Here is a 22,680-nt window from a genome sequence, read left to right on the forward strand (position 1 = left end):
CGACGTGCAGCGGAACGGCGTGAGATGGACGACCTAGAACTCCGGCTTGACCTGCCGGGGAACCTGCCGCAGCTGTTCGCCGACGCGAGCGTCGAGCGGACGCTGCCGGTCGCGCTGCCCGCGGGGGACGTGGTGTGGCCGGACCCCGGCTACCCGCAGCACCAGTTCGTGCGGCGGCCCGCGTTCTGGGTCAGCGACGAGCCCGTCGACGGCGAGCTGTGGGCGAGGCTCCGGGCCGAGCACGGCACGTCCGGCCTGTGGCCCCTGCTGCTGGACGAGTCGGACCAGCCGTGGGCGGCCGGGCAGGTGGCGCCCGAGCCGGTCTCGGACATCGCGAACTACGCGCCCGGCGCGTTCATGCACGAGGTGTGGGCGGACTGGGCCGAGCAGGCGCCCGAGGCCGACATCGAGGACCTCGCCCCGTTCGGGCTGCACTGCCCGGGGCCCGCCGACCCCGGCCGCCCGCTGGACGACCCGGACGCCCTGGCCGACCGGCACGCGCGCGTCCTGGCCCGGCGGGGGCTGTCGCTGGGGCTGGCGGCGGTGGACCGGGGCGCCGACGCGCTGACCGCGATGGGCTGGCAGGGCGCGCTCAACCACAACGAGTGGACCGCTCCGCTGTCGGCCGTCGTGCGCAGCTGGGAGGACCGCTTCGCCGCGCGGGTCGTCGGCCTGGGCTTCAACACCCTCGAACTGAGCGTGGCCGCTCCCCCGATGACGACCCGGCACGCCCTGCACGTCGCCGCCGAGCACTGGGCGTTCTGCCCCGACATCCTGTTCCAGGGCCCCGGCACGCTGGCCGGCTACGCCGAGGAGATCCGCGGCAAGACCTGGTGGTCCTTCTGGTGGGACTAGCCGGTGGGACCCGCTGGTGAGACCGGGTCCCGTTTGTCTACTATGCGGTAACACGTGGCGGCGACGGGAGGGCGGGTGCGCAGGGGCGGGTCGGGCAGGACGCTACCGGCGATCATCGCGGCGGCCCTCGCCGCCACGCTGGCCGCCGACATCGCCCTCCTGGTCTCCTGGCGCCCGGACCGGCCGTCCGGCGACGGCGGGCTGGTCTCGGTCGAAGGGGGCGCGCTCCCCCGGGTGCCGCCCGTGGCGCCCCTCACCAAGCGCTACACGCCGCACCTGCTCGTCGCCGCCGACGGACCGCTCCCGGCCGACGCGGTGGAACGGGCGCGGCGGCTCAAGGGCGTCGCCGGGATCACCGTCGTGGACGCGGCCCGCGCGCAGGTCGGCGGACAGCGCCTGGGCGTGCTGGGCGTGGACCCCTCCACCTTCCGCGCGTTCGCGCCCGAGCAGACGGCCCGGTCGGACCAGCTCTGGCAGACGATCGCCACCGGCGGCCTGGCCGTGTCGTTCACCGCGGGCCAGAACGGGTCCCTGCCGCTCGGCGGCGTCGTCCAGGCCGGGCGCGGCGACCGTCCGGGACGGGTCCGGGTCGGCGCCTACGCGGCGATGGGCATCGGCGACGTCGACGCGGTCGTCTCCCGCGAGCAGGCACGCGCGCTCGGGATGCCGCAGGGCAACGCGATCGTGGTCAGCGCGCCCAAGACCGACACCCAGGCCCTGACCGAGAGACTGCGGAAGATCCTGCCGCGCGGCACCAGGTTCGCGCCGCTCAACACGGCCGACCGCACGCCCTCCAGGCCCGGCGCGCCCCGGCAGGCCCAGGTGGCGGCCCGGCCGGACGGCGTCCAGGGGGTCCGGTCGGTCATCACCGGCAACATGATGACGCGCACGATGCGCGACCTGGTGATGGAGATCGACGCCAGGTTCGGGCCGTTCCCCACCATCGGCTGCTTCCGCTCGGGCGCCGACGCCCAGGACCACGCCCACGGCAAGGCGTGCGACTTCATGGAGAGCGTCGGCGGGCGCATGCCCAGCGCGAGCGCGATGCGGCACGGCGACCAGGTCGCGCAGTACGCCATCAGCAACGCGCGCCGCCTCGGCGTCTCCTACGTGATCTGGAAGCAGCACATCTGGAACGTGCGGGGCGGCGGCTGGCGGCCCATGGCCGACCGCGGCAGCCTCACCCAGAACCACTACGACCACGTGCACATCTCGGTGCTGCGCTGACGGGCGCCGGCTAGGGCAGCTCCTGCTCGGCCCACACCGCCTTGCCGTGCGCCGTGCGGCGGACGCCCCAGCGCTGCGACAGCCGTCCCACCACGTGCAGGCCGCGGCCCGCCTCCTCCATCTCGCCGTTCTCCTTGTGGCGGACCCGGGGACGGCCGTCGGAGGAGTCGAACACCTCGCACACGAGCCCGCCCTCGCGCACCAGCCGCAGCGTGACCCGCCCGCCCGCGTGCCGGATCGCGTTGGTGACCAGCTCGGAGGCCAGCAGCTCGGTGGACGGCGACAGCTCCTCCAGGCCCCACCCGGCGAGCTGGGAACGGACCAGGCCGCGCGCCCGGCGCACCGCGGCCGGGTCGGCGGGCAGGTCCCAGGCGACGTGGTGGCCCTGCGGGATGCGGCGCAGCCGGGCCACGAGCATGGCGATGTCGTCGCGGTGCTGGTCGTCGAACACCCCGTCCAGGGTGGCCTGGCACAGCTCCTCCAGGGGACGGGACGCGGCGCCGCGGGCGAACGTGCGGCGCAGCCGGGCCAGGCCGTCGTCGATGTCGCGGGCCCGGTTCTCCACCAGGCCGTCGGTGTAGAGGAACAGCAGGGTGCCGTCCTCGACGGTGAACTCGCGGGTGACGACCGGGCCCTCCCCGATGCCCAGCGGCGGGGCGGGCGGCACGTCCAGGAACGCCGCGTCGGCGCCGGGCGGGGCCAGCAGCGGCGGCAGGTGCCCGGCGCTGGCGACCTCGCACCGCCCGGTCACCGCGTCGTACAGGACGTACGCGCAGGTGGCGAAGTGCGGCTCGCGCTCGCCCAGCGTCCGCATCAGCGAGTCGAGCCGTTCCAGCGCCTCGGCGGGCGGCAGGTCGAGGGCGGCCAGCGTGTGGATGGCGGTGCGCAGCCGTCCCATGGTCACCGCCGCGCGCACGCCGTGCCCCGCCACGTCCCCGACGACCAGCGCGACCCGGCCGCCGGGCAGCGCGATCGACTCGTACCAGTCGCCGCCCACCTCGATCATCCGGCTGCCCGGCAGGTAGCGGTGGTGCACCTCGACCGAGGACGGCGCGGACAGCCCCGTCGGCAGCATCGCGCGCTGGAGGGTGAGCGCGGTGGCCCGCTCCCTGCCGTACCTGCGGGCGCTCTCGATGAAGATCGCCGCGCGGCTGGCGTACTCCATCCCGATCTCGATGTCGTACGCGTCGAACGGGCGGTGCCCGACGTTGCGGGTGCAGACGAAGAAGCCGAGCAGCGTCCCGTCGGTGAAGATCGGCAGGATCAGCATGGAGGCGCCCTTGAGCAGGTCCGCCACCGGAGGGCGGCGCCAGACGTCGGCGATCCGCACCGCGCCCTCGCCGCCCAGGTTGACCAGCACCGGCGCGCCGGTCTCCAGGCACCGCGTGTACGGGGTGCCCGGGGGATAGGCGACCACCTCGCCGGTGGGGAAGGTCGCGTCCCACATCGGGTCGCCGTCGTCGAAGGCGATCGCCATGCGCCGCATCGGGGGCGTGCCGCCGGGCGCGGCCGGCGGCGGCTCGTCGGCCTCCACCAGGCTCTCCATCAGCAGCAAACCGCCGGAGTTGCAGAAGTGCGGGACGAGCACGCTCATGAGGCCGCGGGCCAGCAGCTCCAGGTCGAGCGTGGCGCCCAGGCGGGGCAGCGAGTCCTCCAGGAGGGCGCGGCGGATCACCGCGGGGTCCAGGAACCGGTCCCCCAGCGGCACCGGGACGCGGATGACGGCGAGCGCGGCGAGGCCGGGCGTGCTCCCGCTCATCGGGTGGACGGTGACGACGGCGTCGTAGGTGCCGCCCTGCCGGGTCTCGACGGTGAGCATGGCGGTGCGCTCCCGCTCGGACCGCAGCGCCTCGTCCAGGGGTTCCTGGGCGCCGGCGATCAGCTCGCCCAGCCGGGCCCCCAGCAGGTCCTCCGGGCCGGTGCCCAGCACCGCCGCGGCATTGCGGTCGAACTGGACGATCGCCCCCGAGGCATCCATGCCGAGAATAAGAATTCGGGTGGACGACTGCATCGTTCAATTATGGGACATTGGTTGCGCCTGCGCAGGGAGATGCGCGAACGCCGTACACTCCCGCGACATGCCGCAACACCCGGTGCCCGCGGGACCTCGGTGACCCCATGCGCCTTCCCATTCACGTTGCGCGACCCGGCGCACTTCAAAAGGGGGACGCGCGGCTCGCGGCGAGCGGGTCCCCGATCACCACGGCAATGCGCCGGCGGAATTGCGCCGAACGTTCCGGCGTGTCGTTTCGCGGCATATTTTCCCGCGGTAAAGGGGCGGCATGGGCGGCGGCGCGTCAGGAGCGGCCGAAGACCTGCGGCGGCGGTTCGGGGGCCTGCACGTCCTCGCCGTCGCGCAGCGGCGCGGCGCCCCCGCAGAACCCGCCGAGCACGTCGCCCGCCATCACGCGGACGGGGAACGCGGCGGCCGCTCCGCGCCGGGTCAGCTCGTCCACCGGCAGCGGCTCGCCCGACGCGGCGACGACCAGGTTGCCGAACCGGCGCCCGCGCAGCACGCCCGGCTCGCCGAGCAGCAGCACGTGCCGGAACACCGACCGCACCGTCGCCACCACCCGGCGCGTGTAGCCGAGCCGGAACCCGTCGGCGACGTTCATCAGGTAGACCCCGCCGGGACGCAGCACCCGGCGCACCTCCAGCGTGGACTCGTGGGTGGCCAGCTCCACCGGCATGGACCCCTCCACGAACGCGTCCATCACCACAAGGTCGTCGGCCTCGTCGGCCAGCGCGGCCATCCCCGACCGGCCGTCGGTGGTCCTGATCCGCAGGCCCGGCACGTTCCGCACCGGCAGCCGTTCCCGTACCAGGCGCACCAGCTCGCGGTCCGGCTCGAACACGACCTGCCGCGAGCCCGGACGGGTGGCGGCGATGTAGCGGGGCAGGGTGAGCCCGCCACCGCCGATGTGGACGGCGTCCAGCGCGACGCCCGCGGGCTCGCGGACATCGACGACCGCGCCCATCATCTGCATGTACTCGAAGTCGAGGTACGTGGGGTCGGACAGGTCCACGTACGACTGCGGGACACCGCCGACGCACAGCACCCATCCGCCTTCACGGTCGGCGTCGCGCAGCAGTTCGGCCTCGCCGCCGTCGACGGCGTGCACATCCGAATGAACGCGCGCCCCCCGCGCCTTCCGTGCCATCTCCTCACTGTACGGGGCGCCGAGGACCCGGCACGGGGCCGGGGGCTCGCTCCGCGGCGAAGTGGCACGCGCTGGGATGGGACGAGCCCTCGCGCGCCTCAAGGGCGGGCTCCTCGGCCGCGCAGACGTCCCGGGCCTTCCAGCAGCGGGTGCGGAACCGGCAGCCGGAGGGCGGGTCCAGCGGGGACGGCGGCTCGCCCTCCAGGACGATCTGCTCGTCCAGTCCGGCGCGTTCCGGATCCGGCACGGGCACGGCCGACAGCAGGGCCTGGGTGTAGGGGTGGGTGGGATGCTCGTAGATCCGGGTCTCGCCGCCCGTCTCGACGATCTTGCCCAGGTACATCACCGCGACCCGGTCGGAGACGTGCCGGACGGCGGCCAGGTCGTGCGCGATGAACACGTACGCCAGGCCCAGCTCGTCCTGGAGCTCCTCCAGCAGGTTCATGACCTGCGCCTGCACCGACACGTCCAGCGCCGACACGGGCTCGTCGCACACCACCACGTCCGGGCGCAACGCGAGGGCCCTCGCGATGCCGACCCGCTGGCGCTGCCCGCCGGAGAACTGGTGCGGGTAGCGGTTCACATGGTCGGGGTCCAGGCCGACCAGCTCCAGAAGTTCCTGGACGCGGGCGCGCCGCTGCCCCTTGGGGGCGACCTCGGGGTGGATAGCGAACGGCTCCCCCACGATGTCGCCCACGGTCATGCGGGGGTTGAGCGAGGAGTACGGGTCCTGCAGGACCATCTGGATGCGGCGGCGCAGCGCCCGCAGCTCCCGGCGCGGCAGAGCGAAGATGTCGCGGCCCTCGAAGCGGACCGTTCCGGACGTGGGACGCTCGGCCGCCAGCAGCAGCCGGGCCAGGGTCGACTTGCCGCAGCCGGACTCGCCCACCACGCCCAGGGTCTCGCCGCGGTTCAGGTGCAGGTTCACCCCGTCCACCGCCTTCACCCGGCCCAGCTCGCGCTTGAACAGCAGCCCCTGGGTGACCGGGTAGTGCTTGACCAGGTCCTCGACCTCGAGGATCGGCTCAGCCATGGGCGTGGACCTCGTCGGCGAAGTGGCAGGCGGCGGCGTGGCCGGGCGCCACCTCGGCCAGCGGTGGACGCTCCTCGGCGCAGACCTGCTCGGCGCGCGGGCACCGAGGCCGGAACGGGCATCCGGACGGCAGCGCGGCCGGGTTCGGCGGGACGCCCCGGATGGGCACGAGCCTGCCGCCGCTGCGGTCGAGGCGGGGCACCGAGGCCAGCAGGCCCTTGGTGTACGGGTGGGCGGGGCGTGCGTACAGGTCGCGGGCCGGTGCCTGCTCGGCCACCGACCCCGCGTACATCACCACGATGCGGTCGGCGACGCCGGCGACCACGCCCAGGTCGTGGGTGATGAGAACCAGGCCCATGCGCAGGTCGTCCTGAAGGTCGGCCAGCAGCCGCATGATCTGCGCCTGGACGGTCACGTCCAGCGCGGTGGTGGGCTCGTCGGCGATCAGCACGTCGGGCTCCAGGGCCAGCGCCATCGCGATCATGATCCGCTGGCGCATGCCGCCCGAGAAGTGGTGCGGGTGGTCGCCGAGGCGGTCGCGGGCCGAGGGGATCCGCACCCGCTCCATCAGCTCGACCGCCCTGGCCTTGGCCTCCTTGCGGCGCATCCCGCGATGCACCTGGAACATCTCGCAGATCTGGTCGCCCACGGTGAACACGGGGTTCAGCGCGGTCAGCGCGTCCTGGAAGATCATCGAGATCCGGTCGCCGCGGTAGGCGCGGCGGCGGCGCTCCGGCAGGCCGAGCAGCTCCTCGCCGCGCAGCCGCACCGACCCCTTCGTGATCCGGGCCGGCGGCATGTCCAGGATGCCCATCACGGCCTGCGCCGCGACGCTCTTGCCCGACCCGGACTCGCCCAGGATCGCGACCGTCTCGCCCTCGTCCAGGGTGTAGGAGAGCCCGTTGACGGCCCGCACGTCCTGGTCCCGGACGCGGAACCGCACATGCAGGTCGTCGACCTCGAGAAGCTTGGCCATCGTCATCGCAGTTTCGGGTCGAGGGCGTCCCGTACGGCGTCGCCGAGCAGCAGGAAGCTCAGCACCGTCGCCGACAGGAACGCCGCGGGGAACACCAGCAGGTGCGGGTGCTCGACGAAGTAGGACTGCGCCAGGTTGAGCTGGAGCCCCCAGGACACCTGCGGGTACTGGAGGCCGACGCCCAGGAAGTCCAGGGTGGCCTCGCCGGAGATCACGTTGCCCACGTTCAGGGTGGCCACCACGATCACCGGCGCCAGCGCGTTGGGCAGCACGTGCCGCAGCATGATCCGCAGGTCGGAGGCGCCCAGCAGCCGGGCCGCCCGCACGTAGTCGGCGTCCCGCACCGCGATCACCTGGGCCCGCATGATCCGGATCATGGTGGTCCAGCCGAGCAGCACCAGCACCAGCGTCATCGCGCCCACGCCGTGCCCGGGGAAGGCCACCAGGATCACCGTGGCGCCGAGCACGAACGGCAATCCGAAGAACACGTCGGTGATCCGGGCGACCACGGTGTCCAGCAGCCCGCCGTAGTAGCCCGCCAGCATCCCGAACACCATCGCGATCAGCAGCGCGAACGCCGTGACCGCGACCCCGATGAACAGGGTCGGCCGGGCGCCGTGCACCACGTGCGCGAAGTAGTCGCAGCCGGCCAGGTCGGTGCCGAACCGGTGCCCGCCGCCCGGCGGGAGCCTGGCCTGGTTCGGGTCGCAGTTCTCGTTCCTGCCCAGGTCGGTGAACAGGCCCGGCGCCGCCGCCATCGTCCCGACCAGCGCGAGCACCGCCGCCGCCCACCAGAACACCCAGCGGCGCCGTAGGTCGCGCCACGCGTCGTGCCACAGCGACGCGGGCCGCCCGCCGCCGACCGCGCCACCGGCCTCCGCGACCGCCGCCCCATGCTCTCCCTGGTCGGCGCCCTTGACCGTCATTCGTACCGGATCCTCGGGTCGAGGACCCCGTACAGCAGGTCCACGATCAGGTTGACCAGCAGGAAGATCAGCACCAGCACGGTGACCGCGCCGACCACCACCGGGCCCTCCTTGAGCTGGATCGACTGGAACACCTGCTGGCCGATGCCGGGCAGGTTGAAGATCCCCTCGGTGACGATCGCGCCGCCCATCAGCGCGCCGAAGTCGACGCCCAGGTAGGTCACCACGGGGATCAGCGAGTTGCGCAGCGTGTGCCGCCCCACCACCCGGACGCGGGTGAGGCCCTTGGACCTGGCGGTGCGGACGTAGTCGGCGCGCAGGTTCTCGGCCAGGCTGGTGCGGGTCAGCCGCGCCACGTACGACAGGCCCAGCGAGCCCAGCACCATGCCGGGCAGCAGGTAGCTCACCGGCCAGCCGTCATCGGTGCCCGCGGTGGGGAAGATCGACCAGTGCACGCCCAGCAGGATCTGCGCGGTGTAGCCGAGCACGAACACCGGCACGGCGATCATCAGGGTGGTGCCGCCCAGCACCAGCGTGTCGGCCAGCCTGCCGCGCCGCAGCCCGGCCCACACGCCCAGCGCGATCCCCACCACCAGCTCGAACACCCAGGCGGTGAGCGCGAGCCGGACGGTGACCCCCCACCGCCCGCTCAGCATCTCCGACACCTTCTGGCCGGTGTAGTTCTCCCCCAGGTCGCCCTGGAGCAGGCCGGCCATGTACTTGCCGTACTGGACGAGCAGCGGGTCGTCCAGGTTGTAGCGCTCGCGCAGGGTCCGCTGGACGGACTCGGGCAGCGGCTTGTCCCCGGCGAGCGCCTGGATCGGATCGCCCGGCAGCGCGAACACCATCACGTAGATGAGCAGCGTGGTGCCGAAGAAGACGGGGATCGCCTGCAGGAGCCGCCGGAGGACGTAACGCCACATCGGCGGCTACTTCACCGTCACTTCGTGGGCGAGCAGGCCGGTCGCGTACGGGGTGATCGTGACGTTGTCGACCTTCGCGGAGCGGCCGCCCTGACCGGCCCACGTCCACAGCGGGATCTGCGGCATCTCGCGGATGGCGAGGTCCTCGGCCCGGTTGTAGTACGCGATCGCCTCGGCCTCGCTGGCGGCGGCGTTGCCCTTGGAGATCAGCGCGTCGAACTCCTTGATCTCCTTGGAGGTCTCCCAGCCCATCTTGTTGCCCGCGCTGCCCCACATGTTCTGCAGATAGTTCTGCGCGCTGGGGTAGTCGGCCTCCCAGTTCTGCCGGTACGGGCCCTTCTCCTCGCGCGCCGACAGCATCGAGAAATAGTCGGAGGCGGGGATCTGCCGGAACTGGATGTCGCGGATGCCGAGGTTCTGCTTCAGCGAGTTCGCCACGATCTGCATCCACTGGTAATAGGTCGGCTGCGCGTTCGAAAAGTACAGTTCCATCGTTCCGGAGAACCCGCCCGCCCTGTCGAACAGCCGCTTGGCCTCCGCCGGGTCGTAGGTGCACGGCCGCCCGCACGCGCCGGGGCGATGCCCCTTGATGATCTGGGGGATCAGCGAGTCGGCCACCAGGTAGTCGCCGTTGTAGACGGCCTTGTTGATCCCGTTGCGGTCGATCGCCATCGAGATGGCCTTGCGCAGGTCGGCGTTGGCGTACCGCTTGTCGAAGAGCGGGAAGCCGAGGTAGTCCATCGTCCCGGTCTTGCGCGGCAGGAACCGGTCGCCGAACAGCCGCTTGGCCTCGGGCACCTTGGCCGCGGGGATCGTCTGGAGCACGTCGATCCGGCCCGCCCGCAGGTCGGTGTAGGCGGTGTCGGCGCTGGAGTAGCTCTTCCAGGTGATGCCCTTGTTCCTGGGCTTGCGCGGTCCGGTGTAGCCGGGGAACGGCACGAGCCTGATCTGCTTGTTGCGTTCCCACTTGCCGCTGACCTGGTACGGGCCGTTGCCGATCGGCGCCTCCTCGTACGCCTTGAGGTCGGCGAAGGCGGCCTTGGGCATCGGCGCGAACGCCGGATAGGTCAGCAGGTGCGGGAACTGGTTGAACTTCTCGGTGAGCGTGACCCGCAGCGTGGTGTCGTTCACCACCTCCAGCCCGGACATCCTGTCGGTCGCGGGCTTGGCCTTCTCGTCCTCGGGATTCAGGTCGTCATAGCCTTCGATCTGCGAGAAGTAGTCGTTGGCCTCGTAGGCGTTGGGCCCGTAGGCGGCGTGGTTCCAGGCGTCGGCGAAGCTGGCCGCGGTGACCGGCTCGCCGTTGTGGAACTTCTGCCCGGAACGGATCCTGATCGTCCAGATCCGCTGGTCCTCGGTGGTGACGGACTGGGCGGCCTGGTTGACGGTCGCGCCGTCCTTGGTGAGCCCCACCAAGGTGTCGAACAGCTCGTCGAGCACGTCGAAGGAGTAGCTGCTCGTGGTGTTGCCGGGGATCAGGTGGTCGGGCTCGGAGTGCCCGGCCGTGAACGTCCCGTCGCCGGACCCGCCGTCGCCGCCGCACGCCGACAGGCCCGTCGTCGCCAGCGCCGCCGCGATGAGCATGGCGGCGCTCCGGCGCGCACACCTCCGGTTGGCCATGGTCTTCCCCCTGGATCGTCGGGAGCCTGCGCCGGGTGGGAGCCTCCCGGCACGTGTCAGGAAGCGTCGTATCGCGCACCTCTCCCAGGTAAGGCGACGGGCGATTCTTCATCGGATCGAGATGATGTGGTAATGATCATGAATCCTGGGACCGCGCCCGCCCGGTCCGCCGACGCGGAAGGACCTTTCATGGGCATGAAGACGATCAGTGATTCCGGTGCGGAACGGCCGGGGAAGGCGGGATGGTGACGAGTCCGCGCGTGACGGAAAAGGACGCGGGCGACGAGGCCGCGGCGCTCTGCTCGGATCTGATCCGTTTCGCGACCGTGAACCGGGGCGAGGGCGACGCGGACCCGGAGCGGCCCGCCGCCGAGCATGTCGCGGCGCTGCTGGACGAGGCCGGCGCCGAGCCGGTCGTCGTCGAGTCGGCGCGGGGCCGGGCCAGCGTGCTGGCCAGGATCGCCGGCACCGACCCGTCCCATCCGGCGTTCCTGATCCACGGCCACCTGGACGTGGTCCCGGCCGAGCCCGCCGACTGGAGCACGCACCCGTTCTCCGGCGAGATCGCCGACGCCGACGGGTGCGTGTGGGGACGCGGCGCGGTCGACATGAAGGGCACCCTCGCCATGACCCTCGCGGTCGTCCGGCGGCGGCTGCGCGAGGGGAGGCGCACCCGCGGCGACCTGATCCTGGCGTTCCTCGCGGACGAGGAGTGCACCGGCGACTTCGGCTCCCGGTACGTGGTGCGCGAGCACCGCGACCTGTTCACCGGCTGCACCGAGGCGATCAGCGAGTCCGGGGGGTTCAGCGTCGCGGCGCCCGGCGGGCGGCGGATCTACCCGATCGCCACCGGCGAGCGCGGCACCATGTGGATGCGGCTGACCGCGCGCGGCAAGGCCGGGCACGGCTCCAAGCCGGCGCCCGAGAACGCGGTCGCGGAGCTGGCGCACGCGGTGTCGCGGCTGGCCTCCTACACCTGGCCGGTGCGCATCACCCCCGGCGTCCGGGCCCTGCTGGACGAGCTGGCCCGCGCCCTCGGCACGACCATCGACCACGACCGCCTGGACGAGGAGGCGCGGCGGCTGGGCACCCCCGGGCGGCTGTTCGAGAGCACGATCCGCAACTCGGCCAACCCGACCGTGCTCGACGCCGGCTACAAGATCAACGTGGTGCCGGGGGTGGCGCACGCCCAGGTCGACGGCCGCTACCTGCCGGGCACCGGCGAGGAGTTCCTGGCCACCGTCGACCGGCTGCTGGGCCCGAAGGTCACCCGTGAGTTCGTCAACTACGAGGAGGCCCCGTCGGCCGATCCGGGCGGCGCCACCTTCACGGCGCTCGCGGACGCGCTGCGTGCCGAGGACCCGGCGGCGCACCCCGTCCCGTACGTCATGGGCGGCGGCACCGACGCCAAGGCGTTCCACCGCATCGGCATCACCAGCTACGGCTTCGCGCCGCTGATGCTGGACGCCGGGCTGGACTACTTCGGGATGTTCCACGGCGTGGACGAACGGGTCCCCGTCGAGGGCCTGCGGTTCGGCACCCGCGTCCTCGACCGGTTCCTGGACACCCGCTGACGCGCGGCCGCCGACCGGTGGTGGCGGCTCCCCCGCCTACCCGCCCAGGTCCTTGAGCCGGTCGAGGACCTTGTCCGCGGCGGCGTCCGTCATCTCGTCCGACTTGCCACGGCGCGCACAGGGGTAAAGACCCGACGTGGACTTCTCCAGCGCCGCGCGCGAACTCTACGGGGTCCCTCCCGACGAGTTCACGAGCACGCGCAAACGCCTCGTCCAGGAGGCGAGGTCGGAGGGCGACGCCGCGCTCGCCAAGCGGATCGGGGCGCTGCGCCGGCCGACGCTGCCCGCGTGGGCGGTGAACCTGCTGTCCCGTTTCGCGGCGGACGACCTGGGCGAACTGCTGGACGTGGGGGCCCGGCTGCGGGAGGCGTGGGCGTCGGGAGGCGGCATCGGCGGGCTGGAGCAGCGGCGCGGCGAGCTGGTGTCGAGGCTGGTCCGGAAGGCGCGCGACCTGGCGGGCGAGGCGGGCCGGCCGCTGCGCGATCCCGCGGTGCGCGAGGTCGAGGACACCTTGCAGGCGGCCACGGTGGACGGGGACATCGCGGAGGAGGTCAGGCAGGGGCGGCTCACCCATCCCCGCAGCCACACCGGGTTCGTCCCCGCCGGGTTCCCCGTGGCGGAACGCGAGAAGCCGGAAAAGACGGCACCCGGGAAAACGAAGCGCGAGAAACCGAGGCGCGAAAAGGCACCCCGCGAGGAGGCGCCGCCGCGGCGGGCGGAGGATTCCCGGCGTGCGGAGGCACGGGAGAGGGCCCGCCAGGCCGCCGTCCGCAGGGCGGAGAAGGCCGCCCGCGACCTGGCCGAACGCGAGACCGAGCACGCCGAGGCCCGGGAGGAATTGCGGACGGCCGACGCGGAGGTGGGCCGTCTGCGCAGGGAGCTGGACAAGGTGCGCCGCGACCTGGACCGGGCCGTCGCGCGGCAGGAGAGCGCGGAGCGGCGCCTGGAGAAGGCGGAGCAGCGGCGGGACAAGGCCGCGCGGGCCGCCCGGGAGACGCGGCGCAAGGTCGATCATGGTCCATGAGGTGTCCGGCGACGCGGCCCTGCGATTTGACTCACATTCCGACCCAGCGTCACCCCTGCGGGACGACCCGGAAACCTTGATGAAGTACCGTTCGGGCGAACCTGATCGTGGATCCTGGAAGGGATGCGCCGTGGCGGTACCGGCCTTCGAGCAACCGGACGACTGGACCGAGCCGGGTGCTCATCCGGTCGCGCCCGGCGTCCACCGCATCCCCTTGGTGCTGCCCATCCCGTCCCTGCACGCGGTCAACGTCTACGTGATCGAGGACCCCGGCGGCCTGGTGGTGGTGGACGCGGGCTGCCCGCTGCCCGACAGCCGCGCCGCCCTCTCGTCCGCCCTGCGCGCGCTCGGGCACCGGCTGGAGGACGTCACCCAGTTCCTGGTCACGCACGCGCATTGGGACCACTACTCCCAGGCGCTGACGCTGCGGGAGGCGTTCGGCACCCGGGTCCGGATCGGCCGGGGCGAGCGCCCGTCGCTGGAGGCGCACAAGGCCGGCGCGGTCGGTCACGCCGGCCAGGTCGAGCTGCTGCGCCGCTGCGGCGCCGCGGACCTGGCGGAGGAGGTCCAGGCGTTCGACCGCGCCCAGCCGCGGGACCCGATGCCCGACAACACCCCCGACGGCTGGCTCGACGACGGGGAGCGGATCAAGCTCACCCGCCGGGGCCTGGACGTCTTCGCCACGCCCGGCCACACCCGCGGGCACGTCGTTCTGCGCGACGCCGGCGCCGGGCTGCTGTTCGCGGGCGACCACGTGCTGCCGCACATCTCCCCGTCCATCGGGCTGGAGACGGTTCCCGAGCCCCTGCCGCTGCGCAGCTACCTGGACTCGCTGCGTCTGATCCGCGACCTGCCCGACACGCTGCTGCTGCCCGCGCACGGTCCCGTGACCGCCAGCGTGCACACCCGGGTCGACGAGCTGGTCGAGCATCACCGCGCCCGGCTCGAACTGGCCGCGGCCCAGGTCAGGGCCGGGCGCACGACGGCGTTCGAGGTGGCGCGGGCGATCCCGTGGACCCGGCGCCGCAAGAGGCTGGACGACATGGACGTCTTCAGCCGGATGCTGGCCGTCCTGGAGATCGGCGCCCATCTCGACGTGCTGGTCGACCAGGGCGTCCTGGACTCCTCGGAGAGCGGCGGCGTGCGCGTCTACGCCGACCGCGCCTGAGCGCTCATCCGGGCTCGGGGGCGCGGCCCAGGAAGGCCACCAGGCGGTCCGTGGGCTGCGCGTCCGGCGGCACGGGGACGGGCGGTCCGAACAGCCCGGCGCGGGCGTGTCCGGGAATCAGCAGGGGCGCCAGCCGCAGCAGCCGCTCGGCGAGCGGTCCGGGGATCCGGGCGTCGCCGCCGAGGGATCGGGAGATGTCCCAGCCGTGCACCACCAGCTCGACGGCGCCCGCGCCGGCCACCACGCCCGCCGTGACGGCGCAGCCTCCCACCATGACGACGCCGCCCGCGCGATCGGCGTCCGTCCAGACGTTCACCAGCCGCCGCGCCCCGTCCCGCAACGAGGCCGGCAGATCGCGGCCGGGGTCCCCCGGGGGCGGGACGACCCGCACCGAACCGTCGGTGACCGCCTCATGCAGGGCCGCGAGCGAGTCGTCGAGGTGGAGCAGCAGCATGCGCAGGTTCCACAGCGCGCAGGGCGTGGGGCGTGCCAGGTCGGCCCGGGTGAGCGGCGGCAGCCCGTCCAGCAGCTCGACGCAGAAGTCCGCCGCCCGCCGCAGCAGGCCCGAGCCGTACCGTTGCACTGCGGCCAGGTCCTCCGCGCGGTCCGCATCGCCCGCCCGGCCCGCCGCCTCCGATGCCGTCATGGTTCTCCCTTCCCCCTCATACCGACCGGGATCCGGGTGCGAACTCATCCCCGCCTGGCGGCCGAAAACACTTTCGAGCCGCGCGGCGGCCCCGGGTTAGTCTGGTGACCTCCCCGACACGGACGGAGGCGACCGTGACGTTCCCTGCGACGACCGCCCTTTCAGAGATCACCTCGGAGACCGAGCTGCGCGAGCTGCTCGGCGAGGTCCATCCCCGTGCCGCGACCAAGGACCGGCCGCGCCTGCACCCGCGGGACCGCGAATGGCTGGCCGCCTCCCCGTTCTGCCTGATCGCCACCAGCGACGCCGAGGGCAACTGCGACGTCTCCCCCAAGGGCGACCCGCCCGGGTTCGCGCTCGTCCTGGACGACACCACGATCGCGATCCCCGAGCGTCCCGGGAACCGGCGCGCCGACGGGTACCGCAACATCCTGGCCAACCCGCATGTCGGGCTGATCTTCCTGGTCCCCGGACGCGGCGAGACGCTGCGCGTCAACGGCCGCGCCCGGCTGGTCAGGGACGCGCCCTTCTTCGACCGGATGGTCGTCAAGGGGCACCGGCCCGTCCTGGCGGTGGTCGTCGAGATCGAGCAGATCTTCTTCCACTGCGCCAAGGCGTTCCTGCGCTCGTCCCTCTGGAAGCCCGAGACCTGGAACCCCGACGCCCTCCCCTCCCATGCACGGCTGGTCAAGGACGTGCAGGAGGTCAAGGAGAGCGTCGAGGAACTCGAGACCTACTACGGCGCCGCCTACCTCGAAAAGCTGTACAAGAGCTGAGCCTGAGCCGCCCGTCCTATCCGGACTTGCGGCGGAACTGGCGTTGGTGGTCGGCCCGGTCGTGGGTGCCACGGACCTTCGAACCGGCCCGGCCACCCTGCGCGCCCTTGCTCTGCGAGGCGTCGCGCTTGCGCGCCAGCGCCTCACGGAACCGGCGCTTCACCTCGTCTTCGGCGCCGTCGTGCTCGCCCGGTTGATCTCCTGCGGAGTCGGCCATGTGGACCTCCAGCCCTTCTAGGAACCTCCCTAGCCTCGCACGCCCAGCCGCTCCTTGCGGATGCGGGCCCACGCGGTCCGCACGTGGGACTCCTGCGTGGCGGGGCCGCCGATGGCCAGGCGCAGCACGACACGCCCGTGCGCCTTGGTGTGGATGAGGAAGAGCTCCCCCGAGGCGTTCACACGTTCCAGCAGCTCCAGCGTGGCGGCGTCGGCCTCGTCACCGTCCAGGCCGTCCCAGACGGGACGGAAGCAGACCAGGCCGAACGGGTGCGGCTCCAGCAGCTCCCAGCCGGGCTCGTCCCGGATCCACGACGCCAGCTCCTGGGCGAGCCGGATGCCGGTGCGGACGTGCTCGCGCAGTCCCTCGGCCCCGTACCAGCGGATCACCGACCACAGCTTCAGCGCCCGGAACCTGCGGCCCAGCGGGATCTGCCAGTCGCGGTAGTCGATGACCTTGCCCGACTCGGTGGCCTTGTTGCGCAGGAACTCCGGCAGGATCGACAGCGCGCCGATCATGGGCTCGGGGTCGGCCATCCACAGCACCGAGCAGTCGAAGTTGGTGAGCAGCCACTTGTGGGGGTTGGTGGCGTAGGAATCGACGTGCCCGTCCAGGCCGTCGTTGATCCACCGCATCTCTGGGCAGACCGCCGCCACCCCTGCGTACGCGGCGTCCACGTGCAGCCACACACCGTACTTGGCGCAGACCTCACCGATGGCGCGGACGGGGTCCACGGCGGTCGTGGACGTGGTCCCGATGGTCGCGCACACCATCGCGGGGACCGCGCCCGCCGCCACGTCCTCGGCCAGCAGCGCGTCCAGGTGGGACGGGTCCATCGCCAGGGTGCGCGGGTCCACGTCCACGAGCCGGACGTTGCCGGACCCGATCCCGGTGATCCGCGCCGCCTTCTCGATGGCCGAGTGGGTCTGCGAGCTGATGTAGACGGTGTGGCGGCGCGTGATGCCCGACCGCGCGGGCCGGCCGCCGTCAGCCCGGTGCAGCGCCGCCAGCATCGCCACCAGCGCCGCGCTGGACGCCGAGTCCTGGATCACGCCCTTGCCGCGGAAGCGGTCCGGCAGGCCGAGCAGCTCGGCGAGCCAGTCCGCGACCCGGGTCTCCAGCTCCGTGGCGGCCGGGGACGTGGCCCACATCATGCCGACGACGCCCAGGCCGGACGACAGCAGGTCGCCCAGGATCGCCGGGCCGCTGGCGTTGGCCGGGAAGTAGCCGAAGAAGCCGGGATGCTGCCAGTGCGTGACCCCCGGCATGATCACCCTGTCCAGGTCGGCCAGCACCGCCTCGAACCCCTCGCCTTCTTCGGGCGGGTGGTCGGGCAGCGCCGCCATGACGTCGCCCGGCTCGACGCGGGACCGCACCGGATAGGAGCCGACGTTCTCCTGGTAGTCGGCGATCCAGTCGATCACCTGCTTGCCGTACCGCCGGAACTCCTCCGGGGTCATGTGCCCGCTCAACGGCCCCGTCCCCCTCCATCTCTCGGTCCGTCGCCCGTTCGTCATCGCCCGGGATCAGGCATTCTCCCGCGAAGGGTCAGATCCGCGACGACGGGGTAGTGGTCGGACGGGAAGCGGTCCCCCTCGTGGTAGGTGTCGATCCCCGTCCAGCGGGTCCCCACGTCCCCGCGGGTCAGGATCCAGTCCACCCGGTTCCCGCCGGGCACGGGCGGCCGCCAGTTGTTGTAGGTGTTGTACACCGGGCCGCGCGACCGGGCCGCCCGCCAGGTGTCGTCGAACGCGCCCGGCCCGGTGAGCAGGTCGTACCCGGGATGGCGCCCGGCGGGCACGTTGAAGTCCCCCGTGAAGATCACCGGAGTCCCGGGCCGGAAGGCGCGCACCCGCCGCAGCAGCAGTTCGGCGCCCTTCCACCAGGCGCGCTGGGACCGGTTATCGAAGTGCGAGTTGACGTGGTAGAACACCACGCCGTTGCGGCGGTCGCGGAACCTGACCCAGGTGACCATGCGGACGTACCTGTTCCCCCAGGTCTTCGAGCCCATCACGCTGGGCGTGGCGGACAGCCAGAAGTGGTCGAACTCCAGCACCTCGAACCGGTCCCGGCGGTACAGGATCGCCATGAACTCGTCCCGCGAGCCGCCCTCCCGGCCCATGCCGATCCACCCGTACCCCGGCATGTCCGCGAGCAGGTCCCGCACCTGCGGCCAGATGGCCTCCTGGAGGCCCAGCAGGTCCGGGTCCTGCCGGTCCAGGAGGCGGGCCATCAGCGGCCGGCGCGACCGCCAGTCCCGGGGCGGCGGGTCCATGTCCTCACGCACGTTGTAGGTCATCACACGCAGCGTCACGTCCCGCGCACGCGCCTGGGGCGCCACCATCGCGCCCGTCGCGAGCGCGCTCGTCGCCAGCAGGACCAGCACGAACACGAGGTAGGAGTGCCGGGCTCGCCCGGCGTCACGTCCCGGAGGGGGCATGGCGGTCCTCTCTCAGGGCCGTCGGGGTCCGGGGCATGCGGAGCCCATCGTCCTCTCGTTTATCCCCCGAGGCGCGGGAACGACCCAGCAGGAAGGGGGAAGACCATCATGCAAGAGGACAGAAGCGACAAGCACAGCCCCAGGCTCGACGACGAACTCGCCCACGAGACCGAGGGCATGGTGCGCGGCAACCACTCGACGCACGCCGAGGAGTTCGCCGAGACCGAGCCGTACAGCGACGCCCCGACGTGGGAGCCGGGGTCCCAGACCCCGGAGCCGGTGCCCGAGGGCTCGCCGCCCGGCATGAGCGCCGAGGACGTCGAGGAACGCAGCGCGCTGGCCCGCCTCCTCAACGGCGTGCGCTACCCGGCCAGGCCCGGCGACCTGGCCGCCCACCTGTCCGGCGCCGACGCCCCCGACCGCGCCGTCGCCGCGCTGCGGGACCTGCCGGACCGGGAGTACGTGAACGTGGCCGACGTCGCCGAGGCGCTCGGCTACGGCAAGGAGAACCGTCGCTTCTGACACACGATGGTTCGGGCGGCCCTTCCCCGCGGACGGCGCGACGGCCGGATGTGGCCAGAGTCGGGCGTGGGCCGTTCAGCGGCCGGTGGTGGCGGAGCGGGAGAGGCGGCGCCTGAGAAAGGGGATCTGGCCGCCCGCCGCGACCAGCTCCCGCTGCCTGGGCGACAGCCGGTGCCGGAGCCGGTAGGTCTCGTCCCTGGTCAGGTTGCGTACGTGGAGCTCGTCGCCCGCCGCCAAGGTCTCCCTCAGGTCGCCGGCCTCCAGCTCGTCCCCCTGCGCGATCCGCCCGTGGTCATCGGGATCGGCGAACTCCAGCGGCAGGACCCCGAAGTTGACCAGGTTCTGCCAGTGGATGCGGGCGTAGGAGACGGCGATGACCATGCGCAGCCCCAGGTGGCGCGGGGCGATCGCCGCGTGCTCACGGGACGACCCCTGCCCGTAGTTGCGGCCGCCGACCACCACGTGCGGGCCGGCGGCGCGGGCCCGTTCCGGGTAGCCCTCGTCCAGGCGGGTGAACGCGAACTCGGCGAGCCGCGCGATGTCGCTGCGGAACGGGAGCGCGCGGGCGCCGGCGGGCAGGATCTCGTCGGTGGACACGTCGTCCCCGACCTTGATCACGACGGGGGCGCGCAGCCGGTCGGGCAGCGGGTCGAGGTCGGGCAGGCCGCCGATGCTCGGCCCCTTCTCCAGCTCCGGCCGCTCCCCGGGGGCGAACGGGGGCGGCGGCTCCAGCATGCCCGGGATGACCGACGAGCGGGCCGGAAGCCGGACCTCCGGCGGATCCTGCGGCAGGTCGCGCGGGTCCGTGATGCGGCCCGTCAGCGCGGCGGCGGCCGCCGTCTCCGGTGAGCACAGCCACACCAGGTCGTCCTCCGTCCCCGAACGCCCGGGGAAATTGCGCGGGAAGGTCCGCAGGCTGTTGCGGCCCACCGCCGGGGCCTGGCCCATCCCGATACAGCCCAGGCAGCCGGGCTGGTGGATCCGCGCGCCCGCCTGGATCAGCTCGGTGGTCGCGCCCATCGTCGTCAGATCCACCAGGATCTGACGCGACGTCGGGTTGACGTCGAACGACACCCGCGGATGGGCCTGCCGTCCCCGCACGATCGCCGCGACCACCGCGAAGTCACGCAGACCCGGGTTGGCGGACGACCCGACCACCACCTGATGCACCTCCTCGCCCGCCGCCTCCCGTACCGGGACCACGTCACCCGGCGACCCCGGGCGGGCGATCAGCGGCTCCAGCGAGGACAGGTCGATCTCCTCGGTCACGTCGTAGCCGGCGCCCGGATCGGCGGTCAGCTCGGTGAAGTCGCCCTCGCGTCCCTCGCCGCGCAGGAACTCCAGCACGCGGTCGTCCGCGGGGAACACGGTGGTGGTCGCGCCCAGCTCGGCGCCCATGTTCGCGATCACGTGCCGGTCCATCGCCGACAGGGACGCCAGCCCGGGCCCGTGATACTCGATGATCCGCTGGACGCCGCCCCGCACGCCGTGCCGCCGCAGCATCTCCAGGATCACGTCCTTCGCGCTCACCCACGGCGGAAGCTCCCCGGTGAGGCGCACACCCCAGATCTCCGGCATCGCCACGTACAGCGGCTCCCCCGCCATCGCCATCGCCACCTCCAGGCCGCCGACGCCGATCGCGAGCATCCCCAGCGAGCCCGCCGCGCAGGTATGCGAGTCCGAACCGACCATCGTGGCGCCCGGAACCCCGAACCGCTGCATATGAGTGGGGTGCGAGACGCCGTTGCCCGCGCGCGAATACCACAGCCCGTACCGGCGGCAGGCCGAGCGCAGGAAGATGTGGTCGGCCATGTTGCGCTCGTCCGACTGCAACAGGTTGTGGTCCACGTACTGCACGGACGTCCGCGTGCGGACGCGGTCGAGGTCCAGCGCCTCCAGCTCCAGCATCACCATCGTGCCGGTGGCGTCCTGGGTCAGCGTCTGGTCGATGCGCAGCCCGATCTCCGAGCCGCGGCGCGGAACACCCTCCACCAGATGGGAGTCGATCAGCTTCCGCGCGACCGTCCTCGGTGCCGCGGCGCCCACGCTCAGACCCTCCTCTCATGCTGCGGGAACTCCGTCGGGGCACCGCACCAGCGGGTCAGCGCCTCCCTGATGGCCGCCGCCCTGCGGTCCGGGACGGTCTCGTCGGTGGCCCACGCGACATACCCATCCGGCCGGACCAGCACCGTGGTGCGCGTCGCGCCGCCCGCCACCGCGCAATGCACCCGATCCGCCCACCTCTTGGTCGCCAGGTACGTCACCGCCGGATCGTTCGCGGACACCACCAGCACGAACCTGCCGTCCCGCAGCGCCTCGAACAGCCGCCCCCGCTCCCCCGCCAGCCGGACATCCGGTGCTCGTCTCCCCGCCAGCCGGTGCGCGCCCTGCGGCGCCGGATACGCGACATCGATCCCCGAGACCGCCCCGGCCAGCCTCCGCTCCACCGGCCCGACACTCGTCGCGGCACGCACCAGGAACCCGCGCAAGACCCGCAGCGCCCGCCGTTCGAGCAGGACACCGCGCAACATGACGCCGCTCGCCACGATCACCGCGCGGCCGACCGGGCGGCGCTCCTCGTCATAACCGTCCAGCAGGCCCGGCGGCGCCCACCCGCGCAGCTCGGCCGCCAGCTTCCAGCCGAGATTGGCGGCGTCCTGCAAGCCCAGATTCATGCCCTGCCCGCCCGCCGGCGAATGGACGTGAGCCGCATCGCCCGCCAGGAACACCCGCCCCACGCGATACCGCGGGACCTGCCGCTCGTCACTGTGGAACCGGGACGTCCAGCGCGGATCGTGCATCCCGAAATCCGTGCCCAGCGAACGCCGCGTCGCGTCCCGGATCTCATCCATGCTGACCGGCTCCGAATCCGGCACCTGATTCCACCGGTTCCACGCGATCACCCGGTACCAGCCGTCCCCGAACGGCGCCAGGAACGCGAAAGCGTCCCCCACGGCGCCCAGCGTCAGCACCTCCCGAGGCGCCTCCTGCAACCGGACATCCGCCAGCATCACCGACCGCACCACCGACCGCCCCGGAAACGGCAGGTTCAACAGGCGCCGCACCGTGCTCCGCGCCCCATCCGTCCCCACCAGATAAGCCGCACGCAGCGTCCGCTCGGCGCCGTCCTCCCCCCTGACCCGGGCCTCCACCCCGTTCTCGTCCTGCTCCAGACCGACCAGCTCACAGCCCCGGTCGATCCGCACACCCCCGTCCAGAGCCCGCTCCTCCAGCACCCGCTCCGTCTCGTACTGAGGCGTCACCAACACGAACGGAAACCGCCCCGGCAACCGCCCGAACCGCAACCTCCCCCGCCCCAGAAACCGCACCGTGGACACCCGCTCCCCCGTACGCACCAGATCCCCCGCCACACCCCGCATGTCGAGCAACTCCAACGTCCGCGCATGCACCGCGAACGCCCGAGTCAGATTCAGCTCCGAAGACCGCCGCTCCAGCACCCTGCACCGCACACCAGAAGCCGCCAGATCCCCAGCGAGCAACAACCCGGTCGGCCCCGCCCCCACCACGAGCACATCCCCCGCAGACGCCCCCACGCTCTCGCTCTCGACGGCCATGCCCACACTCTTCCCTC

The 22,680-nt window shown here is 72.6% G+C and carries 20 protein-coding genes; 7 read left to right on the forward strand and 13 right to left on the reverse strand.

The window, feature by feature from the left end:
- The first annotated feature begins 24 nt into the window (after positions 1 to 24).
- Together ACGWYJ_RS22360 and ACGWYJ_RS22365 are read left to right on the forward strand one after the other, a co-directional pair.
- The gene (locus ACGWYJ_RS22360) at positions 25 to 855 is read left to right on the forward strand and encodes a DUF4253 domain-containing protein (protein ID WP_395108196.1); all 831 of its coding nucleotides are present in this window, start codon (positions 25 to 27) and stop codon (positions 853 to 855) included.
- 54 nt (positions 856 to 909) lie between these two features.
- Positions 910 to 2,082: a hypothetical protein gene (locus tag ACGWYJ_RS22365; RefSeq protein WP_395108197.1), complete on the forward strand. Its 1,173-nt coding sequence runs from the start codon at positions 910 to 912 to the stop codon at positions 2,080 to 2,082.
- 10 nt (positions 2,083 to 2,092) lie between these two features.
- Here ACGWYJ_RS22365 and ACGWYJ_RS22370 read toward each other — a convergent pair whose 3' ends face one another.
- The 7 genes from ACGWYJ_RS22370 to ACGWYJ_RS22400 all read right to left on the reverse strand — a co-directional run bounded on the left by ACGWYJ_RS22370 (position 2,093) and on the right by ACGWYJ_RS22400 (position 10,685).
- Positions 2,093 to 4,093, reverse strand: coding sequence for a SpoIIE family protein phosphatase (locus ACGWYJ_RS22370; RefSeq protein ID WP_395108198.1), 2,001 nt, complete (start codon positions 4,091 to 4,093; stop codon positions 2,093 to 2,095).
- Positions 4,094 to 4,379: 286 nt separating this feature from the next.
- Complete coding sequence (locus tag ACGWYJ_RS22375; RefSeq protein ID WP_395108199.1) at positions 4,380 to 5,243, reverse strand: spermidine synthase; 864 nt, start codon at positions 5,241 to 5,243, stop codon at positions 4,380 to 4,382.
- Positions 5,244 to 5,247: 4 nt separating this feature from the next.
- Entirely contained in the window at positions 5,248 to 6,276 is a 1,029-nt protein-coding gene (locus ACGWYJ_RS22380) for an ABC transporter ATP-binding protein (RefSeq protein WP_395108200.1), read from the reverse strand.
- Complete coding sequence (locus ACGWYJ_RS22385) at positions 6,269 to 7,252, reverse strand: ABC transporter ATP-binding protein (protein WP_395108201.1); 984 nt, start codon at positions 7,250 to 7,252, stop codon at positions 6,269 to 6,271. Before ACGWYJ_RS22385 ends, ACGWYJ_RS22380 begins: the two co-directional genes overlap by 8 nt.
- A gap of 2 nt (positions 7,253 to 7,254) precedes the next feature.
- The gene (locus ACGWYJ_RS22390) at positions 7,255 to 8,178 is read right to left on the reverse strand and encodes an ABC transporter permease (RefSeq protein ID WP_395108202.1); all 924 of its coding nucleotides are present in this window, start codon (positions 8,176 to 8,178) and stop codon (positions 7,255 to 7,257) included.
- Entirely contained in the window at positions 8,175 to 9,101 is a 927-nt protein-coding gene (locus tag ACGWYJ_RS22395; RefSeq protein WP_395108203.1) for an ABC transporter permease, read from the reverse strand. Before ACGWYJ_RS22395 ends, ACGWYJ_RS22390 begins: the two co-directional genes overlap by 4 nt.
- A 6-nt stretch (positions 9,102 to 9,107) precedes the next feature.
- Positions 9,108 to 10,685: an ABC transporter substrate-binding protein gene (locus tag ACGWYJ_RS22400; protein WP_395108204.1), complete on the reverse strand. Its 1,578-nt coding sequence runs from the start codon at positions 10,683 to 10,685 to the stop codon at positions 9,108 to 9,110.
- 278 nt (positions 10,686 to 10,963) lie between these two features.
- Here ACGWYJ_RS22400 and ACGWYJ_RS22405 point away from each other — a divergent pair, with 278 nt between their 5' ends.
- From ACGWYJ_RS22405 to ACGWYJ_RS22415, 3 genes are all read left to right on the forward strand, one after another.
- Complete coding sequence (locus ACGWYJ_RS22405) at positions 10,964 to 12,295, forward strand: M20/M25/M40 family metallo-hydrolase (protein ID WP_395108205.1); 1,332 nt, start codon at positions 10,964 to 10,966, stop codon at positions 12,293 to 12,295.
- 136 nt (positions 12,296 to 12,431) lie between these two features.
- A complete protein-coding gene (locus ACGWYJ_RS22410) occupies positions 12,432 to 13,319 on the forward strand; it encodes a hypothetical protein (protein ID WP_395108206.1) in 888 nt (295 codons plus the stop codon).
- Between the two features lie 130 nt (positions 13,320 to 13,449).
- Positions 13,450 to 14,487 carry an MBL fold metallo-hydrolase gene (locus ACGWYJ_RS22415; RefSeq protein ID WP_395108207.1) on the forward strand — a complete coding sequence of 346 codons (1,038 nt, stop codon included), beginning with the start codon at positions 13,450 to 13,452 and terminating at the stop codon, positions 14,485 to 14,487.
- Between the two features lie 4 nt (positions 14,488 to 14,491).
- Here ACGWYJ_RS22415 and ACGWYJ_RS22420 read toward each other — a convergent pair whose 3' ends face one another.
- Entirely contained in the window at positions 14,492 to 15,133 is a 642-nt protein-coding gene (locus ACGWYJ_RS22420) for a TIGR03086 family metal-binding protein (protein WP_395108208.1), read from the reverse strand.
- A gap of 134 nt (positions 15,134 to 15,267) precedes the next feature.
- Between ACGWYJ_RS22420 and ACGWYJ_RS22425 the strand changes: the two genes are divergently transcribed.
- Positions 15,268 to 15,909, forward strand: a complete 642-nt coding sequence (locus ACGWYJ_RS22425) for a pyridoxamine 5'-phosphate oxidase family protein (protein WP_395108209.1) — start codon at positions 15,268 to 15,270, stop codon at positions 15,907 to 15,909.
- A 16-nt stretch (positions 15,910 to 15,925) separates the two neighbouring features.
- Here ACGWYJ_RS22425 and ACGWYJ_RS22430 read toward each other — a convergent pair whose 3' ends face one another.
- From ACGWYJ_RS22430 to ACGWYJ_RS22440, 3 genes are read right to left on the reverse strand one after another with little or no spacing between them, the layout of a single operon-like run.
- Entirely contained in the window at positions 15,926 to 16,126 is a 201-nt protein-coding gene (locus ACGWYJ_RS22430) for a DUF5302 domain-containing protein (RefSeq protein WP_395108210.1), read from the reverse strand.
- 29 nt (positions 16,127 to 16,155) lie between these two features.
- Positions 16,156 to 17,598 carry an aminotransferase class I/II-fold pyridoxal phosphate-dependent enzyme gene (locus ACGWYJ_RS22435; protein WP_395108211.1) on the reverse strand — a complete coding sequence of 481 codons (1,443 nt, stop codon included), beginning with the start codon at positions 17,596 to 17,598 and terminating at the stop codon, positions 16,156 to 16,158.
- 41 nt (positions 17,599 to 17,639) lie between these two features.
- Positions 17,640 to 18,566, reverse strand: coding sequence for an endonuclease/exonuclease/phosphatase family protein (locus ACGWYJ_RS22440; RefSeq protein ID WP_395108212.1), 927 nt, complete (start codon positions 18,564 to 18,566; stop codon positions 17,640 to 17,642).
- A gap of 108 nt (positions 18,567 to 18,674) precedes the next feature.
- On the opposite strand from ACGWYJ_RS22440, the gene ACGWYJ_RS22445 reads away from it, so the two are divergent.
- On the forward strand, positions 18,675 to 19,088 hold the full coding sequence (locus ACGWYJ_RS22445; RefSeq protein ID WP_395108213.1) for a DUF2795 domain-containing protein: 414 nt from the start codon (positions 18,675 to 18,677) through the stop codon (positions 19,086 to 19,088).
- 75 nt (positions 19,089 to 19,163) lie between these two features.
- Here ACGWYJ_RS22445 and ACGWYJ_RS22450 read toward each other — a convergent pair whose 3' ends face one another.
- Both ACGWYJ_RS22450 and ACGWYJ_RS22455 read right to left on the reverse strand, forming a co-directional pair.
- Positions 19,164 to 21,134, reverse strand: coding sequence for an aconitate hydratase (locus ACGWYJ_RS22450; RefSeq protein WP_395108214.1), 1,971 nt, complete (start codon positions 21,132 to 21,134; stop codon positions 19,164 to 19,166).
- 2 nt (positions 21,135 to 21,136) lie between these two features.
- The gene (locus ACGWYJ_RS22455; RefSeq protein ID WP_395108217.1) at positions 21,137 to 22,663 is read right to left on the reverse strand and encodes an FAD-dependent monooxygenase; all 1,527 of its coding nucleotides are present in this window, start codon (positions 22,661 to 22,663) and stop codon (positions 21,137 to 21,139) included.
- Positions 22,664 to 22,680 lie beyond the last annotated feature (17 nt).

This window comes from Actinomadura sp. SCN-SB (genome assembly GCF_043906805.1).
Lineage (GTDB): Bacteria > Actinomycetota > Actinomycetes > Streptosporangiales > Streptosporangiaceae > Spirillospora.

What these genes read in the sequence shown, in the direction of transcription:
- ACGWYJ_RS22420 (WP_395108208.1), bottom strand. Translation starts at nt 15,133, where the DNA reads ATGACGGCATCGGAGGCGGCGGGCCGGGCGGGCGATGCGGACCGCGCG.
- ACGWYJ_RS22455 (WP_395108217.1), bottom strand. Translation starts at nt 22,663, where the DNA reads ATGGCCGTCGAGAGCGAGAGCGTGGGGGCGTCTGCGGGGGATGTGCTC.
- ACGWYJ_RS22445 (WP_395108213.1), top strand. Translation starts at nt 18,675, where the DNA reads ATGCAAGAGGACAGAAGCGACAAGCACAGCCCCAGGCTCGACGACGAA.
- ACGWYJ_RS22375 (WP_395108199.1), bottom strand. Translation starts at nt 5,243, where the DNA reads ATGGCACGGAAGGCGCGGGGGGCGCGCGTTCATTCGGATGTGCACGCC.
- ACGWYJ_RS22395 (WP_395108203.1), bottom strand. Translation starts at nt 9,101, where the DNA reads ATGTGGCGTTACGTCCTCCGGCGGCTCCTGCAGGCGATCCCCGTCTTC.
- ACGWYJ_RS22385 (WP_395108201.1), bottom strand. Translation starts at nt 7,252, where the DNA reads ATGGCCAAGCTTCTCGAGGTCGACGACCTGCATGTGCGGTTCCGCGTC.
- ACGWYJ_RS22400 (WP_395108204.1), bottom strand. Translation starts at nt 10,685, where the DNA reads ATGCTCATCGCGGCGGCGCTGGCGACGACGGGCCTGTCGGCGTGCGGC.
- ACGWYJ_RS22370 (WP_395108198.1), bottom strand. Translation starts at nt 4,093, where the DNA reads ATGCAGTCGTCCACCCGAATTCTTATTCTCGGCATGGATGCCTCGGGG.
- ACGWYJ_RS22360 (WP_395108196.1), top strand. Translation starts at nt 25, where the DNA reads ATGGACGACCTAGAACTCCGGCTTGACCTGCCGGGGAACCTGCCGCAG.
- ACGWYJ_RS22440 (WP_395108212.1), bottom strand. Translation starts at nt 18,566, where the DNA reads ATGCCCCCTCCGGGACGTGACGCCGGGCGAGCCCGGCACTCCTACCTC.
- ACGWYJ_RS22380 (WP_395108200.1), bottom strand. Translation starts at nt 6,276, where the DNA reads ATGGCTGAGCCGATCCTCGAGGTCGAGGACCTGGTCAAGCACTACCCG.
- ACGWYJ_RS22430 (WP_395108210.1), bottom strand. Translation starts at nt 16,126, where the DNA reads ATGGCCGACTCCGCAGGAGATCAACCGGGCGAGCACGACGGCGCCGAA.
- ACGWYJ_RS22405 (WP_395108205.1), top strand. Translation starts at nt 10,964, where the DNA reads ATGGTGACGAGTCCGCGCGTGACGGAAAAGGACGCGGGCGACGAGGCC.
- ACGWYJ_RS22390 (WP_395108202.1), bottom strand. Translation starts at nt 8,178, where the DNA reads ATGACGGTCAAGGGCGCCGACCAGGGAGAGCATGGGGCGGCGGTCGCG.